Below are 15,314 nucleotides of genomic sequence, written 5' to 3' on the forward strand. Positions count from 1 at the left end.
TCCCCTCCATCAGGACAGAGAGAGCGCATGACCACGCACACGCTTCCCCGCGTCTTCTCGGGTGTGCAGCCCACCGGGAACCTGCACTTGGGCAACTATCTCGGCGCCATACGCAACTGGGTGAAGCTGCAGCATGACCACGAGTGCCTCTTCTGCGTGGTCGACCTCCACGCCATCACCGTCTGGCAGGACCCGGCGGAGCTCCGCCGCGCGACGCGCGAGGTGGCGGCGGCGATGATCGCCTGCGGCATCGATGCGGAGAAGCACATCGTCTTCCACCAGTCCGCCGTGCCGGCGCATGCCCAGCTCGCCTGGGTGTTCAACTGTGTGGCCAGGATCGGCTGGCTGAACCGGATGACGCAGTTCAAGGACAAGGCGGGCAAGGACCGCGAGGCGGCCTCGGCCGGCCTCTACGTCTATCCGAACCTGATGGCGGCCGACATCCTCGCCTACAAGGCCACGCGCGTTCCCGTCGGCGAGGACCAGAAGCAGCATCTCGAGCTCGCCAACGACATCGCGAAGAAGTTCAACCACGACACCGGCCGGGCGGTGTTCCCCGAGATCGAGCCCGTGATCCTCGGCCCCGCCGCGCGGGTGATGAGCCTCCGCGACGGGATGAAGAAGATGTCGAAGTCCGACGCCTCCGACCAGTCGCGGATCAACCTCACCGACGATGCGGATGCGATCGCGCTCAAGATCCGCCGTGCCAAGACCGACCCCGAACCCCTGCCCTCAGAGGAGGCGGGGCTCGAGGGAAGGCCGGAGGCGCGCAACCTCGTCGGCATCTACGCGGGCCTTGCCGACCTCCACCCGTCAGCGGTGCTCGCTGAGCATGGCGGCAAGCCGTTCAGCGCCTTCAAGGCGGCGCTGACCGACCTGCTCGTCGCCTCGCTTGCGCCGATCGCGGCCGAGATGCGAAGGCTGCTCGCCGAGCCGGGAGCGGTGGAGGCGATCCTGAAGCGCGGGGCGGAGCGCGCCCGTGCTCTCGCCGCCCCGACCATCGCCGAGGTCGAGGACGCGGTCGGGTTCCTCAGGGTCTAGGCGGGGCCCCGCGGCCGCGCGCGATGGCGGTGCGCTCGGCCTATCTCGCGGCCGAGGGGTTCGAGGCGCCGCTTGCCGAGGAGCTCGCCCGGCGCGGCGCGTCGGTCGAGGCATGGCACGGGCGGCTCGCGCTCAGCCCAGACCCGCCTGTGCCGGCCGCCTGGGCGCTGAACACCTGGACGGCGCCCGAGGCGATCCCGATCGCCTCGATCGGCGAGGCGGCGAAGCGCCTGCGCGCGCTCGGGCGGAACTGGGCGGCCTACGCACCGGCCCACTACCGGAGGGCGGCGCTGATCACCGCCCGCCTTCCGCATGTCTCGGCAAAGCCCCTTGCCTTCCCGGCGGCGGCGCCCGCCTCTCCGCTCGGCTCCTTCACCCTGCTCGAGCCGTGGCTTCTGCTCGCAAGCCCCGCCTGCACCTCGCCCTTCCCGAATGGCGAGGCACGCTTCGTCGAGGACCGCGAGGGCCCGCCCTCGCGCGCCTATCTCAAGCTCTGGGAGGCGCTCGCGCTCTGGCGCCGCTGGCCGCACCCTGGCGAGACCTGCCTCGATTTCGGCGCCTCTCCGGGGGGCTGGACCTGGGCGCTCGCGCGTCTCGGCGCGCGCGTCATCGCCGTCGACAAGGCGCCGCTCGAGCCCGCGATCGCCGCGATGCCGGGTGTCACGGTGCTGCGGCAGAGCGCGTTTGCGATCGCGCCCGAGCGCTGGCGCGCCGAGAACGGTGTTGCGGACTGGCTCGTGTGCGACGTGGTCGCCTACCCGAAGCGGATACTGCGGCTTCTGCGGGCCTGGATCGCCGCCGGGGCGGCGCGGCGGATCGTCTGCACGCTGAAGTTCCAGGGCGAGGGAGACCATGCGGTGGCCGACGAGGCGGCGGCGATTCCGGGCGCTTCCGTGCGCCACCTCTGGCACAACCGGCACGAGCTCACGGTCACCTGGCAGTCCCCCGGCTGAGCCGTCTCTCCGTTCAGCCGATCGGCCCGAGCCCGAGCTGCCAGGGCCGCTGCACCCAGAGATAGCCCTCGCCGTCGGCCAGAACGCGGCCGAAGCCGGGCCAGGGCACATGCACCCCGCCGACGAGGATCCGCTCGCGGGCGAGCATCTCGAGCGTGCGCAGGCGGCTCTCCACGCCCATCGCCTGGTCGACGTCGACGCCGACGCGCCAGCGTGGCCGCGCGAGCTGGATCACCGTCTGGTGCGCGATGTCGCCCCAGATCAGCATCGTCTCGTTGCCGGACGAGAAGCGGTAGCTCACATGCCCGGGCGTGTGGCCCGGAGCGGGCACGCTGAACACGCCGGGCAGGACCTCGACCTCGCGGTCGATGGCGAAGGTACGGATCCGCCCCGCATAGGGGCGGATCGCGCGCCGTGCCGCCTCGATGAACCTCCGCCCCTGCGGCACGCGCCGCTCCATCGTCGGGTCGGTCCAGAACCGGTGGTCGGCGTCAGCGACCACCACCTCCGCGTCGGGAAGTTCCGTGTCGTGCCGTCGTAGGAGAGGCCGAGGGTATGCTCGGGGTGGATATGCGTCAGAAGCACCGCCTCGACCTGTTCGGGCACATAACCCGAGGCGCGCAGCGCGGCGAGCGCCCCGCCCGTCGTCGGGATGAACGAGGAATGCGCGCCGCAATCGACCATGAAGAGCGACCGCCCGGTGTTGACGAGGTAGCAGCGACCGGCTGGTGAAGGCCCCGCGGGTCGAAGAAGGCGCGCTCGCGCAACGGAGCGGTTGTCTCCAGCGTGCTGTCGGGGAAGAAGCGGGCGATCCCCTCGTTCGTTCCCTGCATGCCGCCGTCAAGCAGCGCCGTGACCTCGATCTCGCCCACGCGCACGCGGTGGAAGCCAAGGGCACGCGTGCCCACTTGCGCCGGCGCCGCCACGGCGTCAGCCGAGGCTCCCGCGGCCCATGCCATCGCCGCCGCTCCGAACACGCCCCTGCGGCCGTTCGTCATCCCGTCCATCCGAACCCTCCCTCCGCGCGTGCGAACGGTTCAGAGTCGCGCCGGCGAGAGGGGGCTGCAACACACGGTTCCGCAACCGCAAAGCGTCTGCCCTGCGCCGTGCGCGGCCATGCTCACGCCGTTTTCGGCTTGTTCCTTCCGCGCATCGGCGTTCGACTGCACCCGCTCGAAGGGCAGAGGCGCCGCCGGGGAGTTGAGCCAGGGCATGCAGGTCTATCTGCCGATTGCGGAGATGTCGGTCGATGCCTTCGTCGTGGTCGGCATCGGGCTCGCCGTCGGCCTTCTGTCAGGGCTGTTCGGGGTGGGCGGCGGCTTCCTGATGACGCCTCTTTTGATCTTCATCGACATCCCCTCCTCCGTCGCGGTGGCTACCTCCGCCAACCAGACCATGGGCACCTCGGTGTCGGGGCTGATCGCGCACTGGCGTCGCGGCAATGTCGATCTCCGGATGGGGGTTGTGCTGACGGCGGGAGGGCTCGCCGGCTCCGCCCTCGGTGTGCAGGCCTTCGCGCTCGTGCGGCAGTTGGGCCAGCTCGACCTCGTGGTGGCAGTGTTCTACGTGGTGGTGCTCGGCATCGTCGGCGGGCTGATGGTGGCCGAGAGCGTGCGCGCGATCCTGCGCCGGCGGAGGCAACTCCGGCGCCGGCTGCACGAGCATTTCTGGATGCACGGCCTGCCGCTGAAGGTTCGGTTCCGCCAGTCCCGCCTCTACATCTCCGTCATCCCCCCGGCTTTGCTCGGATTCGGCATCGGCCTTCTGTCGGCGATGATGGGGGTGGGCGGCGGCTTCGTGCTCGTGCCGGCGATGATCTACCTGATCGGCATGCCGACCGGTGTGGTGATCGGCACGAGCCTGTTCCAAGTGGTGTTCGTCACCGCCGCCGTGACGGTGCTTCAGGCCGTCTCGACGCAGAGCGTCGATATCGTGCTCTCGCTCCTTCTGATGGTCGGGGCCGTGGCGGGGGCGCAGTTCGGCGCGGCCCTCGGCTCGCGCCTGCGCGGGGAGGAGACGCGCGGCCTGCTCGGGCTGCTTGTGCTCGCGGTCGCGGTCGAGCTCCTGGTCGGGCTCGTGCGGCGGCCCGAGGCGCTCTACAGCCTCGGGCCGCTGCTGTGAGGGCGTGCCGGCTCTCTGCGCGAGCACGGCACCTGTGGCTCGCGCTCCTCGTTTCGCTCGCTCCGGTGCCGGCCGCGGCCCAGAGCCTGCTCGCCGAACTCTCCCAGCGCGAGGTTGCGGTGACCACGGGCTTTGCCGGCGCCGAGCTGATCGTGTTCGGCACCGCGACCGGCGACGCGGCCGGCCCGGGCGCGGACATCATCGTCACCCTGCGCGGGCCGAACGCTCCGGTGGTGGTGCGTCGCAAGGTGCGCATTGCCGGGATCTGGCTCAACGGACCCTCCGAGCAGTTCGAGGCCGCCCCCTCCTTCTATGCCCTCGCCTCGACCCGGCCGGTGGAGACGATCCTCTCGGCCGAGGAGCGGCGACGGCTTCGGCTCGGGCTTGCCTCGCTGCCGCTCAGCCCGCGCGGCAAGATCGAGGACCCGAGCTTCCGCCAGGCGCTGATCGAGCTGAAATCGGGCTTGCGCCTGTACAGCGAGGACCCGGGCGGGGTGCGCCTCGTCGGCGACCGGCTGTTCTCCGCCCGGCTGTTCCTGCCCCCCGCCGTGATCCCGGGCCCCTACCGGGTCGAGATCCTGCTCGTGCGCGACGGGCGGGTGATGGCCACACGCGACCTGCCGCTGACGGTGGTGCGCTCCGGCACCTCGGCCGAGATCTGGCGGATCGCCCATGACCAGCCGCTCGCCTACGGCATCGCCGCCGTCCTGCTCGCCGCGGCCGCCGGCTGGCTCGGCAGCGTGCTATTCCGGCGCTAGAGTCGCCTCCCATGAGCACGGAACCCACGCCGTCCGGCCACGATCCTGCAGCGGCGCGCCGCGCCCGCACCTTCCTCGTGGTGGTCGATGACAGCCCCGAACGGGCGGTCGCCCTGCGCTATGCCTCCTTGCGCGCTCTGCGCGGCGGCGGGCGCGTGGCTCTGTTGCGCGTGACCGAGCCGGTCGGCCAGGCGGAATGGGCAAACATCGCCGAGATGATGCGCGAGGAGCGTCGCGCCGAAGCCGAGCAGCTGCTTCAGGGGCTCGCGGCGGAGGTGAACCGCATCACCGGCCAGATGCCGGTGGTGTATCTGCGCGAGGGCGACCCGCGCGAGGAGCTCCTCAAGCTCCTCGCCGAGGAGCCGGGAATCTCCGTCCTCGTGCTCGCCTCCTCCGGGGCGGCCGAGGGGCCTGGGCCGCTGATCAGCGCGCTCACCGGCCGCTATAACCGCCAGCTCCGCATCCCGCTCGTGATCGTCCCAGGCACGCTGACAGAGGAGGAACTCGAGACGGTGGCGTGATCCTCTCGGGAGGGCGCGGCGCGAGGCGGGCTGCCCCCGGCGGGAGCGGCCAGAGTGAGGGTGGAGACACGCCCAAGCGCAGCGCGACGGGGCAACACACATGCTCCGCTTGACAGCGCCGAGGCGCGTGCGCATCCGCCCCGCATGTCCAGCGACCTCCAGGCCCTGTTCGACCGGGTGATCGACTCCGCCCTCTCCGGCCAGGACCTCGACGAGCACGATGCCGAACGTCTCGAGCTGATCGCGCCCGACCTGTTCCGTGCCGCACGGCGCACGGGACGGGCGCGCTTCCCCTGGGCCGTCCTGCCGCTGACAGCCTCCTCGGGCGAGACCGCCTGGGTGGCACTCACCGAGCGGGCGCGGCTGCCGCTTCCCGTCGTGGCCGTCGAGGGGGTGTTCGAGACCGAAGCCGAGGCGCTCGCCGCAGCGGAGGAGGCCTGAGCCGCCCGGGCCGCAGACCGGACCGGGTTGACCTTATCGGCCCGCGCGCGCACATCATTCGCGGACTGGAAAAGAGGACCCGCATGGTCCGGATTGGCGCGGCGCCCGCTCCCTGACAGCGATGCCGTCGCCCGCTCCGGGGCGGAGCCTGAACGGAGCACACCATGTTTATCGAGACCGAGGGCACGCCGAACCCCGCCACGCTGAAGTTCCTGCCCGGCCGCGAGGTCATGCCCTCCGGCACGGCCGATTTCCCCTCCGCCGAAGCCGCCGCACAGAGCCCGCTCGCACAGGCCCTGTTCGCCCTTCCCGGCGTGAGCCGGGTCTTCCTCGGCACCGACTTCGTCACCGTCACGAAGGACTGGGACGCCGACTGGCAAGTGCTTCGCCCGCAGATCCTCGGCGTGATCATGGACCATTTCGTCTCCGGCAAGCCGGTGATCGAAGGAGCGGCTGAGGCCGCGGAGGAGGAGGTCGAGGTCAGGCCGGAGGATCGGGAGATCGTCGCCCAGATCCGCGAGCTGATCGACACCCGCGTCCGCCCCGCCGTGGCGATGGACGGCGGCGACATCGTGTTCCGCAAGTTCGAGGATGGGGTTGTGCACCTGCGGCTTCAGGGCTCCTGCTCCGGCTGCCCCTCTTCGCGGGCGACGCTCAAGCACGGCATCGAGAACATGCTGAAGCACTACGTGCCTGAGGTGGTCGCGGTGCAGGCGGTGGAGTAGCAACGCCCCGCGCTGTAGCGTCTCCCCCTCCGCAGGGGAGAACGCCGTGCTCGATGACTGGACGCTGAACCGCCTGTTTCGGGAGGCGCGCACGCCGCTCGCCTGGACGCGTGCGCGGGTCACCGAGGAGGACCTCCGCCGGATCTGGGAGCTTGCGCGGATGGGGCCGACCTCGGCGAACTGCTCGCCCGCCCGCGTTCTGTTTCTGATGAGCGCGGAGGCGAAGGAGAAGCTCCGCCCCGCCCTCAGCCCGGGCAACGTCGAGCGCACCATGGCCGCACCGGTCACCGCGATCGTCGGCCACGACCTCGCGTTCTACGACCTCTTCCCGCGTCTCTATCCGCACGTGCCGCTGCGCGACTGGTATGCCGAGAACCCGGCCCTTGCCGAGGTCACAGCCTTCCGCAACGGCACGCTCCAGGCGGCCTATCTGATTCTCGCCTGCCGCGCGGTGGGGCTCGATGCGGGGCCGATGAGCGGCTTCGACAACGACGCGGTCGACCGGGCCTTCTTCTCCGGCACGACCATACGCTCCAACCTCCTGATCAACATCGGCGTCGGCGACATGGCCGTGACCCGACCGCGCGATCCGCGACTCTCCTTCGACGAGGCCTGCAAGGTCCTCTGAGCCGTGCTGATCCTCTGCCTCGACGCCTCGCTCGCGCGCACCGGCGCGGCTTTGGTCGGCGGCGACGCCGTGCTCGCCGAAGCCGACGCCGAGGGCGGGCAGGGGCAGGCGGAGGCGATCGCCGTGCTCGCCGAGCGGGTGCTCGCCGACGCGAGGATCAGGCCGCCCGCTCTTGATGCCGTCGCCGCGACGGTCGGCCCCGGGGGCTTCACGGGGATCCGCGCTGCCTTATCGCTCGCACACGGCATCGCCGACGGGGCGGGCGTTCCGTTCGTCGCGGTCACCACGGCCGAGGCGCTCGCCCTGCCGCATGCCGCGCAGGCGACGGTCGCGGTGCTGATCGACAGCCGACGCGGCCACCGCTTCGTACAGGTGTTCGAGGCCGCCTCGGGCCTGCCGCGGGCGCTCGGGGCCCCCGCCGCGGTCGCGGCCTCGGCGCTCGCCGGCCACATCGCGCCCGGCGCCCTCACCGTGGGGGACGCACCGGAGGCGGAGCGCCAAGCCCTGCCGCGGGCGCGCGATCTCGCCCCCTTGGCGGCCGCCCGGCTCGCCGGGAGGCTGGCGCCGCTTGAGCCGCTGCCGCTCTATCTCGACCCGCCGGCGGCCCGCCCCGCCTCGGGCCTTCGCCCCGAACCGGCCGCGTGAGCGTCGCTGTCTCGGAGGCGGGGGCCGAGGCCGCCGCCCTGTGCGCGGCGCTGCACAAGGGGGGCATCGGCGAGGCTGGTTCCCCTTGGGACGAGGCCGCCTTCGCCGCGCTCTGCGCGACCCCGGGACGCCGCACCCTGATCGCGACCGTGGCCGGCGAACCGGCGGGGCTGCTTCTGCTCGGCCTCGCCGCCGACGAGGCGGAGATCCTGACGCTTGCCGTGCTTCCGGCGCACCGGCGCAAGGGGGTGGCGCGTCGGCTTGTCACGTCGGCCGAAGAGCGTGCCGAGGCGGCGGCGGCGCGGCGTCTGTTCCTCGAGGTGGCCGAGGGCAACGCTGCGGCGCGGGCGCTCTACGCCGCGCTCGGCTTCGCCCCGGTCGGGCGCAGGCCCGCCTATTATCCGAGCGGGGAGGATGCGCTCGTGCTCGCGAAACACCTCACCCCGTCTTCCTGAGCGTGAGGATCCAGGGGTCGGTCTCGGCCGACGCCCCCGGCGCCTCGGGTTCGAGCGAAACGACCGTGTGGCCGAGCTCGCGGGCGCTTCGCGGCACGTTGGCGAGCGGCTCGCGGCCGCGCAGCCGGATCCGCAGGAGAGCTCCGGGGGGCGAGCGGTCGAGCAGAATTCGCGTGCGCACGAAGGTCATCGGGCAGATCTCGCCGGTGATGTCCAGTGCCACATCTGGCGCCGGTGCTGGTCTTGGGGCGGTTTCGTCAGAATTCGCTTGCATTTCGACACCTACGGGAAAGAGGAGTGTTGCAGGGCTTCGATCCGAGGTCTATACAACGCGGCGAACGGCAAGAGAGGGCAGAGTTGCAATGCAGGCCGACGGAGCGGAGCCGAATCTCCTGGAACTGACGGCCGAGATCGTCTCGGCCCATGTCAGCAACAACAGCGTCGCCGTGTCGGATCTGCCTGGGTTGATCCAGCAGGTCTACGCCACGCTCGCCGCCGTGGGCAAGGCGCCGGCGCAGCCCGAGCGGCCGCAACCTGCGGTGCCGATCAAGAAGTCCGTCCACCCCGACTACATCATCTGTCTCGAGGACGGGAAGAAGCTGAAGATGCTGAAGCGGCATCTGAAGACCGCCTACAACATGACGCCCGAGCAGTATCGCGAGCGTTGGCAGCTTCCGCCCGACTACCCGATGGTCGCGCCGAACTACGCCAAGCACCGCTCCACGCTTGCCAAGAAGATCGGCCTCGGCACCAAGGCGCGCGCCGCGGCCGGGCGCCGCAGCTGACCGGCCGGGGCCCAGGGCGCTCACTCCAGAACCCGCTCTAGGGGACAGGGCGGCTTCTCTCTGCTATAGGGCGTTCCGACAGCCGGGGTGTCCGTCCGGAGCGCACCTCGCCGAGGAGGGCTGATGGAAAACCGGATCGAACGGCTCTGCATCGAGAGCGGCGTGAAGATGACCGGCCAACGCCGGATCATCGCCCGTGTGCTCTCCGAGGCGACGGACCATCCGAACGTCGAGGAGCTCTACCGCCGCGCCATCGCGATCGACCCGCGGATCTCGATCGCCACGGTGTACCGAACCGTGCGGCTTCTCGAGGAGAAGGGGATCCTCGAGCGCCGCGACTTCGGCGAGGGCCGCGCCCGCTACGACCCGACGGATCGCGGTCATCACCACCATCTGATCGACGTCGACACCGGAAAGGTGATCGAGTTCGAGGACGAGGAGCATGAGGCGGTGGTCAAGCGGATCGCCGAGCGGCTCGGCTTCACGCTGGTGAGCCAAAGGCTCGAGCTGTTCGGCCGACGTGTGAAGGCCGAGGCGGCGCGAGAGGACCAGCCGCGGGCCGAGCCGCCGCGGGCGGCGGCGCGTCGCCCGGCCCGTCCGATCCCGCTCGCCCGAGCCCGACGCGCCCCGCCACCGCGCGGCGCCGGCGAGCGCTGAGCGCACACGCGACGCCTCGGCATCGCGCAGCAGGGGACCGACATGTCGAAGGAGATGACGCTGCCGACGAGGAACGAGGCGATCCGCGAGGCGCGGCCGGCCGACGACCCGGGCTTCGGCGAGATCCGGTCGCAAACCTTGGGTGTGCGGCTCGCCGCCTCGGCCTGGGAGCGCGAGGCCGCAGAGGCGCTCCGCTATCGCGTGTTCTACGAGGAGATGGGGGCGCGCGCGACCGAAGAGGTCGCCGCCACACGGCTCGACCACGACGCCTTCGACGAGGTCGCCGACCATCTGCTCGTGGTCGACCATGCCCGCGGCGAGGGGCCGGAGAGCGTGGTTGGCACCTACCGCCTGTTGCGCCGGGAGGCGGCGGCGCGGGTCGGCCGCTTCTACTCGGCGGGAGAATACGACATCTCGCGTCTTGTCGCGTTCGACGGCGAGGTGCTCGAGCTCGGCCGCTCCTGCGTCGATGCCGAGTACCGAACCCGCGGCACGCTGCAGCTTCTCTGGCGCGGCATCGCGGCGTATGTGTTCCGGCACCGGATCGACCTGATGTTCGGCTGCGCCTCGCTGCATGGAACCGATGTCGAGGCGCTCGCCGCGCCGCTCGCCTATCTCTGGCACAACCATCTCGCGCCGCCTGCGCTCCGCCCGCGCGCCCTGCCGCATCTCCATGTCGAGATGAACCGGCTGCCGATCGAGGCGATCGATCACCGCGCCGTGCTCGCGTCCCTGCCGCCGCTGATCAAGGGCTATCTGCGCCTCGGCGGCTTCGTCGGCGACGGGGCGGTCGTGGACCACCAGTTCAACACCACCGACGTCTGCGTCGTGGTCAAGACCGACCTCGTCACCGACAAGTACTACCGCCACTACGAACGCCGCCTGCGCGACGCGCTCGACGCCGAGGGCCGCGCCCCGGCCCCGCCGGGCTGAGTCCGATGCCGCGCCCTGCGGTGCCGCGCTCGAGCCTGTGGGCCGGGCCTTAACCGAAAATACCGGACCGGCATGCCATCGCTGAGGGCGGGTCACAGGATGAAGAGGCTCTGCGGCATGAGCGAGCGAGCGGGGGCGCGACCGGGCGCAGCATGCCCGCGCCCTGACGGCTGATGTGCGGCCTCGTCGGCTTTCTCTCCCCGGGCGGGTTCGGCGACGCGGCCTCGGCCATCCGCACGGTCGAGATGATGCGCGACCGGATCGTCCATCGCGGCCCCGACGACGCCGGCACCTGGCTTGACGCCGAAGCGGGTCTCGCTTTCGGCTTCCGGCGCCTCTCGATCATGGACCTCTCGCCGGCCGGGCACCAGCCTATGCTGTCGGCGTGCGGCCGCTACGTCATCGTGTTCAACGGCGAGATCTACAATTTCGGCGACCTCCGCGACGAGCTCGAGGCAGCCCGCGGCGGCCCCCATTCTTGGCGCGGCCATTCCGATACCGAAGTGCTGCTCGAGGCGGTGGCCGAGTGGGGGGTCGAGGCGACGCTGCGGCGCACCAACGGCATGTTCGCCCTCGCGGTGTGGGACCGTGCCGAGCGCACCCTCTGGCTCGGCCGCGACCGGATCGGCAAGAAGCCGCTCTACTACGGCTGGGCCGGAGACAGTTTCCTGTTCGGCTCCGAGCTCAAGGCGCTCGCGGCGCATCCGCGGTTCGAGGCCGCGATCTCGGCCGAGGCCGTGAACGACTTCCTGCAGCTCGGCTACACGCTCGGGCCGCGCACGATCTTCGCCGCGACGCGCAGGCTGCCGCAGGGGACGATGCTCCGGCTCGACGCCGCTGCCGCCGCCGCGCGCTCCCTGCCCGAGCCGCGCCCCTACTGGAGCCTGCGCGAGGTCGCGCTTGCCGGGCTCGAGGCCCAGGCGGCCGGGCGCACCGCCTCGATCGAGGAACTCGAGGCGCTCTTGAAGGACGCGGTGGCGCGACGACTCGTGGCCGACGTCCCGGTCGGCGCCTTCCTCTCAGGCGGAATCGACTCGAGCCTCGTCACCGCGGTGATGGCGGAGGTCGCGCCAAGCAAGGTGCGCAGCTTCGCCATCGGCTTCGACGTCGAGGGCTGGGACGAGGCGCGTTTCGCCCGGCCGATCGCCGCGCATCTCGGCACCCGCCACGAGGAGCTCTATCTCGGCAAGGCCGACATCCTCGAGGCGACGAAGGCGATCCCTCGCCTGTTCGACGAGCCCTTCGCCGACGACAGCGCGATCCCGACCTATCTCTTGTGCCGCATGGCGCGGTGCGAGGTCACGGTCGCGCTTTCCGGCGATGGCGGGGACGAGTTCTTCGCCGGGTACACGCCGCGCTATGCGGGGGCGATCCGCCTGATGCAGCTTGCCCGCCTGCTGCCGGAGCCGCTGCGCGCGCTCGGCGCGCGCCTGTCGGAGGCGCTCGCCCCGACGGTCGGCGGGGTCGCGGGCAATCGCCAGGCGCGGCGCATGCGCCTCCTCGCGCGGCTCCTCGGCGCGCCGGCGCCGGAGGCGTTCAACGCCGCGCTGATGTCGCCGATGCTCGGCCTCGAGGGCCTGTTCGCGCGTCACGGCGGCGGGCCACACCCGCTCGACGCTCCCGAATACCGGCTCGGACGTTCCGGCCCGCTCGACCGGATGTGCTTCGCCGACCAGATGAGCTTCCTCGTCGATGACATCCTCACCAAGGTCGATCGCGCGAGCATGGCCGTTTCCCTCGAGGTGCGCTGCCCGCTGCTTGACTGGCGTATCCTCGAGCTCTCCTGGCGCTTTCCCGCCGGCCAGAAGCTCGCGGGCGAGATCGGCAAGCGGCCGCTGCGCGAGCTTCTCTACAAGCGCGTGCCGCGCGAGCTGATCGACCGGCCGAAGCAGGGCTTCGCCGCGCCGGTGCATGCCTGGCTTCTGACAGATCTGCGCGACTGGGCGGAAGCGCTGCTGAGCCGCGAGGCGCTCGCCCGCCACGGCCTGTTCGACGCCGCCGCCTGCCGGAAGCTCTGGGAGAGCTTCGCGCATCGCGGCCGCGGCTGGGACCGCGCCATCTGGAACCTCCTGATGTTCCAGGCCTGGCACGCCGAGCTCGCGCCTCGGGCCTCGAGCGACCTCCGCCTCGCCGCCTGAGGCCCGGCGCACCGGCCGGGTGAGCGCAGCTCGCGCCGGCGCGCCTCCGCCCCCGCACCGCCCCCCGCGCGGGCGGGGCGCGCTCAGGACGCGCGGGCGAGCGTCAACGGCTCGACGAGGCGCTCGGGCTTGCGCCCGACGAAGGCGACCATGTGGCGCGCCTCGTTCGCGAACGTGACGTCCTTCACGGCCTCGAGGCCCGCCTCCTTGAACTTCGCCTCAACCTCGTGCGGGTGGTAGCGGTACTGATAGGGCGGGCTGTAGTTGTCGAACAGCGACACGGCCCTCTCGCGCCGGTTCGCCTGGGTGATCGGGGTCTTCTCGCCCCGCAGCGCCGCGACGATGCGCACCGCGAGCGTATGCAGCGGCACGAGGTGCCAGCACAGCTTCCACGTCACCTCCACCGGCAGGCGGGTGGTGATCGCGCGGATCATCCGGTTGGGGAGTCCCACCCAGGCCTCGCGGACGCGGTAGAGCTGCACATAGACATGCGCTCCCGGCTTGCCGAGGGCGAGGAAGCTCGCGAAGGCGCGCCAGGTGTCGGGCGTGTGGTGCAGCACGCCGGAGGTGTGGATGTGGTCGAAGCTCTCGGGCAGGAAGGGCGGCTCGAGAATGTTGCCCTGGACGAAGTGGATGAACGGCGCGTCCGCCCCGGCATTGCGCTCGGCGTTCTCGGCGGCGCGCTCGATGCTCCGGGAGAGGTCCATGCCGACGATCTCGGCGCCGTAGGCGGCGATGGCGGCGGTGAGCTTGCCGTTGCCGCAGCCGGCGTCGAGCACGAGGCTGCCGCGCAACTCTTCCTCTGTAAGGTCCATCGCGTAGAGGAACTCGCCCTTGCGCAGGGCGAGGTCGTCCTTGAACCAGGTCTTGTCCTCGTACTGGTATTCCTGCCACTGCCGCCCGAAACTCTCGTTGCTTCGGCGATCGAAGATGGCCGGGTCGGTCGCGCCGAGCCGCTTCAGCATCTCCGCCGTGCCGGCGAGCCCCCCGAGCGCCTCCTGGTTGCGGAAGAAGAACGACTCGTATTCCTCGTAGGCGTTCCGGATCAGGCGCGGCACGCCGGCGATGACGGGAAAGACGAGCGGGCAGCCGGTGCAGCGCAGGAACCCCTCGATCACCTCGCGCTCGTAGCGCTCGCGCCCGCCCGCGCAGCGCGCGGCCTGGGCCGGATCGGTGATCGGCCGACGCTCCTCTTTGATCGCATGCAGATCGAGCGGCGACCGGCACGCCGGGCAGCAGAGGATGTCGAGAAGGCGAGGTCTCATGCGGCTGTTCCCCATCCGGCAAGGGAGGCGGCCGGGCGCGGTTCCGCCGCAGCGGCCTCCGTCCATTCCTCGAGGACGCGGGCGGCAACACCCTCCCACCCGTGCTTCTCCGCCCAGGCGCGGATCGCCCCCCGGTCGTGCCCGCCTGCAAGCGAGGCGGCGAGCGCCGCGCGCAGGGCGGGAAGATCGTCGGCCCGGTCGATCAGCTGGCCGGCGAAGCGGGGCACCATGCGCTCGACCTCCCCCACCTTCGTGGCCACCACCGGCAGGCCGGAGGCGAGCGCCTCCCACACCACGTTCGGACAGCCTTCGTAGTCGGAGGCGAGCACGAACAGATCGGCGGCGTTCAGCCAGGTGGCGACGCGCTCGGCGGGCGTGGCACCGGCGAAGATCACCCGCCCCTGCAGCGCAGGCTGCGCCGCGAGGGCGCGCAGCTCCGCCTCGTTGTTCGTCTCCGCACCGGGCCCGCCGACGATCGCGAAGCGGAGGTCGGGCATCGCGGCCACGAGATCGGGCAGAACGCGGAGCACGCGCTGGAACCCCTTGCGCGGCGACAGGTGGCCGACCGAGACGATCAGCCTTCCCTCGGCCGGCAGTCCGAGGGCGCGCCGGGCCTCCGCCGCCGGGCGCGGTGCGAAGCGGACGGTGTCGACGCCGTTGGCGATCACGGTCACCGGTGGCGTCCGGTCTCCCGGCCGGCCGGACAGCAGCGTTCGCGCATAGTCGGCGAGAGGGTGCGAGACGGCGATGATCCGCCGGGCCTGCCCGAAGGCCCAGGCGAGCGCCCGACGACGGAGCATGCTCGCGGCGCTGACGAGCGGCTCGGTGCCGCGCAGCGTCACCACGAGCGGCAGGCGGAGCCTGCGAGCGAGCAGGGCGGCGGCGAAGCCGTCGGGGTAGCCGAAATGCGCGTCGATCACGTCGGGCCGGAACCTGGCCGCGACCCGGCGGGCGGTGCCGATCGACGACAGATAGAGAGCGAGGCCGTCGAGCGCCTTGCCCACCCGCGGGGTGTACCAGAAGGTCGGGTGCTCGACGGCAAGACCGGCGATCGTCTCCCGGCGCGGCGCAGGCAGGCGGTCATGGAACGGGCGCGGCGCGATCACCTCGATCTCCGCCGCGCGGGCGCAGGCGCGCAGGCGCTCGAGCACGAACAGCCCGTGCTGCGGACGGGTGGCGGAGGGAAACACGGTCGTGAACGCAAGCACGCGCATCTCGTTCGGCCTTCGCCCTGACGTCCACCTCATC

The 15,314-nt window shown here is 71.5% G+C and carries 18 protein-coding genes and 1 pseudogene; 14 read left to right on the top strand and 5 right to left on the bottom strand.

Annotated features, from left to right (window positions below; translation table 11 throughout):
• Positions 1-27: 27 nt before the first annotated feature.
• A complete protein-coding gene (gene trpS / locus KO353_RS07360) occupies positions 28-1,041 on the top strand; it encodes a tryptophan--tRNA ligase (RefSeq protein ID WP_218287050.1) in 1,014 nt (337 codons plus the stop codon).
• A 23-nt stretch (positions 1,042-1,064) separates the two neighbouring features.
• Positions 1,065-1,994 (top strand): SAM-dependent methyltransferase, encoded by a 930-nt coding sequence (locus KO353_RS07365; protein ID WP_218287051.1) that lies wholly within the window; start codon positions 1,065-1,067, stop codon positions 1,992-1,994.
• Between the two features lie 13 nt (positions 1,995-2,007).
• Here the strand turns inward: KO353_RS07365 and KO353_RS16390 are convergent, their stop codons facing one another.
• Both KO353_RS16390 and KO353_RS17025 read right to left on the bottom strand, forming a co-directional pair.
• A complete protein-coding gene (locus KO353_RS16390) occupies positions 2,008-2,496 on the bottom strand; it encodes an MBL fold metallo-hydrolase (RefSeq protein WP_268906219.1) in 489 nt (162 codons plus the stop codon).
• A 50-nt stretch (positions 2,497-2,546) separates the two neighbouring features.
• Positions 2,547-2,702, bottom strand: a pseudogene (locus KO353_RS17025) (MBL fold metallo-hydrolase); the annotation flags it as partial.
• Positions 2,703-3,206: 504 nt separating this feature from the next.
• Here KO353_RS17025 and KO353_RS07375 point away from each other — a divergent pair.
• The 8 genes from KO353_RS07375 to KO353_RS07410 all read left to right on the top strand — a co-directional run bounded on the left by KO353_RS07375 (position 3,207) and on the right by KO353_RS07410 (position 8,288).
• Complete coding sequence (locus KO353_RS07375) at positions 3,207-4,115, top strand: sulfite exporter TauE/SafE family protein (RefSeq protein WP_218287053.1); 909 nt, start codon at positions 3,207-3,209, stop codon at positions 4,113-4,115.
• Positions 4,116-4,180: 65 nt separating this feature from the next.
• The gene (locus tag KO353_RS07380) at positions 4,181-4,873 is read left to right on the top strand and encodes a TIGR02186 family protein (RefSeq protein WP_218287054.1); all 693 of its coding nucleotides are present in this window, start codon (positions 4,181-4,183) and stop codon (positions 4,871-4,873) included.
• A gap of 11 nt (positions 4,874-4,884) precedes the next feature.
• Positions 4,885-5,394, top strand: a complete 510-nt coding sequence (locus KO353_RS07385) for a universal stress protein (RefSeq protein WP_218287055.1) — start codon at positions 4,885-4,887, stop codon at positions 5,392-5,394.
• A 144-nt stretch (positions 5,395-5,538) separates the two neighbouring features.
• Positions 5,539-5,835, top strand: coding sequence for a hypothetical protein (locus KO353_RS07390; RefSeq protein ID WP_218287056.1), 297 nt, complete (start codon positions 5,539-5,541; stop codon positions 5,833-5,835).
• Positions 5,836-5,999: 164 nt separating this feature from the next.
• Positions 6,000-6,560, top strand: coding sequence for a NifU family protein (locus KO353_RS07395; protein ID WP_218287057.1), 561 nt, complete (start codon positions 6,000-6,002; stop codon positions 6,558-6,560).
• Positions 6,561-6,606: 46 nt separating this feature from the next.
• Positions 6,607-7,188, top strand: coding sequence for a malonic semialdehyde reductase (locus KO353_RS07400; RefSeq protein ID WP_218287058.1), 582 nt, complete (start codon positions 6,607-6,609; stop codon positions 7,186-7,188).
• A gap of 3 nt (positions 7,189-7,191) precedes the next feature.
• Positions 7,192-7,833: a tRNA (adenosine(37)-N6)-threonylcarbamoyltransferase complex dimerization subunit type 1 TsaB gene (tsaB, locus tag KO353_RS07405; RefSeq protein ID WP_218287059.1), complete on the top strand. Its 642-nt coding sequence runs from the start codon at positions 7,192-7,194 to the stop codon at positions 7,831-7,833.
• Positions 7,830-8,288, top strand: coding sequence for a GNAT family N-acetyltransferase (locus KO353_RS07410; RefSeq protein WP_218287060.1), 459 nt, complete (start codon positions 7,830-7,832; stop codon positions 8,286-8,288). The genes tsaB and KO353_RS07410 overlap by 4 nt, the downstream gene beginning before the upstream one ends.
• On the opposite strand, the gene KO353_RS07415 is transcribed toward KO353_RS07410, so the two are convergent.
• Positions 8,272-8,562, bottom strand: coding sequence for a sulfurtransferase TusA family protein (locus KO353_RS07415; protein ID WP_218287061.1), 291 nt, complete (start codon positions 8,560-8,562; stop codon positions 8,272-8,274). The genes KO353_RS07410 and KO353_RS07415 overlap by 17 nt on opposite strands.
• An 88-nt stretch (positions 8,563-8,650) precedes the next feature.
• On the opposite strand from KO353_RS07415, the gene KO353_RS07420 reads away from it, so the two are divergent.
• The 4 genes from KO353_RS07420 to asnB all read left to right on the top strand — a co-directional run bounded on the left by KO353_RS07420 (position 8,651) and on the right by asnB (position 12,801).
• A complete protein-coding gene (locus tag KO353_RS07420) occupies positions 8,651-9,073 on the top strand; it encodes a MucR family transcriptional regulator (RefSeq protein WP_218287062.1) in 423 nt (140 codons plus the stop codon).
• 123 nt (positions 9,074-9,196) lie between these two features.
• Positions 9,197-9,730 (top strand): Fur family transcriptional regulator, encoded by a 534-nt coding sequence (locus KO353_RS07425; RefSeq protein WP_218287063.1) that lies wholly within the window; start codon positions 9,197-9,199, stop codon positions 9,728-9,730.
• Between the two features lie 54 nt (positions 9,731-9,784).
• A complete protein-coding gene (locus KO353_RS07430; protein ID WP_235692100.1) occupies positions 9,785-10,663 on the top strand; it encodes a GNAT family N-acetyltransferase in 879 nt (292 codons plus the stop codon).
• Positions 10,664-10,836: 173 nt separating this feature from the next.
• Complete coding sequence (gene asnB, locus KO353_RS07435) at positions 10,837-12,801, top strand: asparagine synthase (glutamine-hydrolyzing) (protein WP_218287065.1); 1,965 nt, start codon at positions 10,837-10,839, stop codon at positions 12,799-12,801.
• An 83-nt stretch (positions 12,802-12,884) separates the two neighbouring features.
• On the opposite strand, the gene KO353_RS07440 is transcribed toward asnB, so the two are convergent.
• Together KO353_RS07440 and KO353_RS07445 are read right to left on the bottom strand one after the other, a co-directional pair.
• Complete coding sequence (locus KO353_RS07440) at positions 12,885-14,066, bottom strand: methyltransferase domain-containing protein (RefSeq protein WP_218287066.1); 1,182 nt, start codon at positions 14,064-14,066, stop codon at positions 12,885-12,887.
• A complete protein-coding gene (locus KO353_RS07445; protein WP_218287067.1) occupies positions 14,063-15,274 on the bottom strand; it encodes a glycosyltransferase in 1,212 nt (403 codons plus the stop codon). The genes KO353_RS07440 and KO353_RS07445 overlap by 4 nt, the downstream gene beginning before the upstream one ends.
• Between the last annotated feature and the right edge of the window lie 40 nt (positions 15,275-15,314).

Origin of the sequence: Elioraea tepida (assembly GCF_019203965.1) — a bacterium.
Taxonomy (GTDB): domain Bacteria; phylum Pseudomonadota; class Alphaproteobacteria; order Acetobacterales; family Acetobacteraceae; genus Elioraea_A; species Elioraea_A tepida.

Excerpts from the sequence above, each read along its gene's own strand:
- trpS (WP_218287050.1), top strand. The coding sequence starts at position 28 with ATGACCACGCACACGCTTCCCCGCGTCTTCTCGGGTGTGCAGCCCACC.
- KO353_RS07365 (WP_218287051.1), top strand. The coding sequence starts at position 1,065 with ATGGCGGTGCGCTCGGCCTATCTCGCGGCCGAGGGGTTCGAGGCGCCG.
- KO353_RS07375 (WP_218287053.1), top strand. The coding sequence starts at position 3,207 with ATGCAGGTCTATCTGCCGATTGCGGAGATGTCGGTCGATGCCTTCGTC.
- KO353_RS07385 (WP_218287055.1), top strand. The coding sequence starts at position 4,885 with ATGAGCACGGAACCCACGCCGTCCGGCCACGATCCTGCAGCGGCGCGC.
- KO353_RS07390 (WP_218287056.1), top strand. The coding sequence starts at position 5,539 with ATGTCCAGCGACCTCCAGGCCCTGTTCGACCGGGTGATCGACTCCGCC.
- KO353_RS07395 (WP_218287057.1), top strand. The coding sequence starts at position 6,000 with ATGTTTATCGAGACCGAGGGCACGCCGAACCCCGCCACGCTGAAGTTC.
- KO353_RS07415 (WP_218287061.1), bottom strand. The coding sequence starts at position 8,562 with ATGCAAGCGAATTCTGACGAAACCGCCCCAAGACCAGCACCGGCGCCA.
- KO353_RS07420 (WP_218287062.1), top strand. The coding sequence starts at position 8,651 with ATGCAGGCCGACGGAGCGGAGCCGAATCTCCTGGAACTGACGGCCGAG.
- KO353_RS07425 (WP_218287063.1), top strand. The coding sequence starts at position 9,197 with ATGGAAAACCGGATCGAACGGCTCTGCATCGAGAGCGGCGTGAAGATG.
- KO353_RS07430 (WP_235692100.1), top strand. The coding sequence starts at position 9,785 with ATGACGCTGCCGACGAGGAACGAGGCGATCCGCGAGGCGCGGCCGGCC.
- asnB (WP_218287065.1), top strand. The coding sequence starts at position 10,837 with ATGTGCGGCCTCGTCGGCTTTCTCTCCCCGGGCGGGTTCGGCGACGCG.
- KO353_RS07440 (WP_218287066.1), bottom strand. The coding sequence starts at position 14,066 with ATGAGACCTCGCCTTCTCGACATCCTCTGCTGCCCGGCGTGCCGGTCG.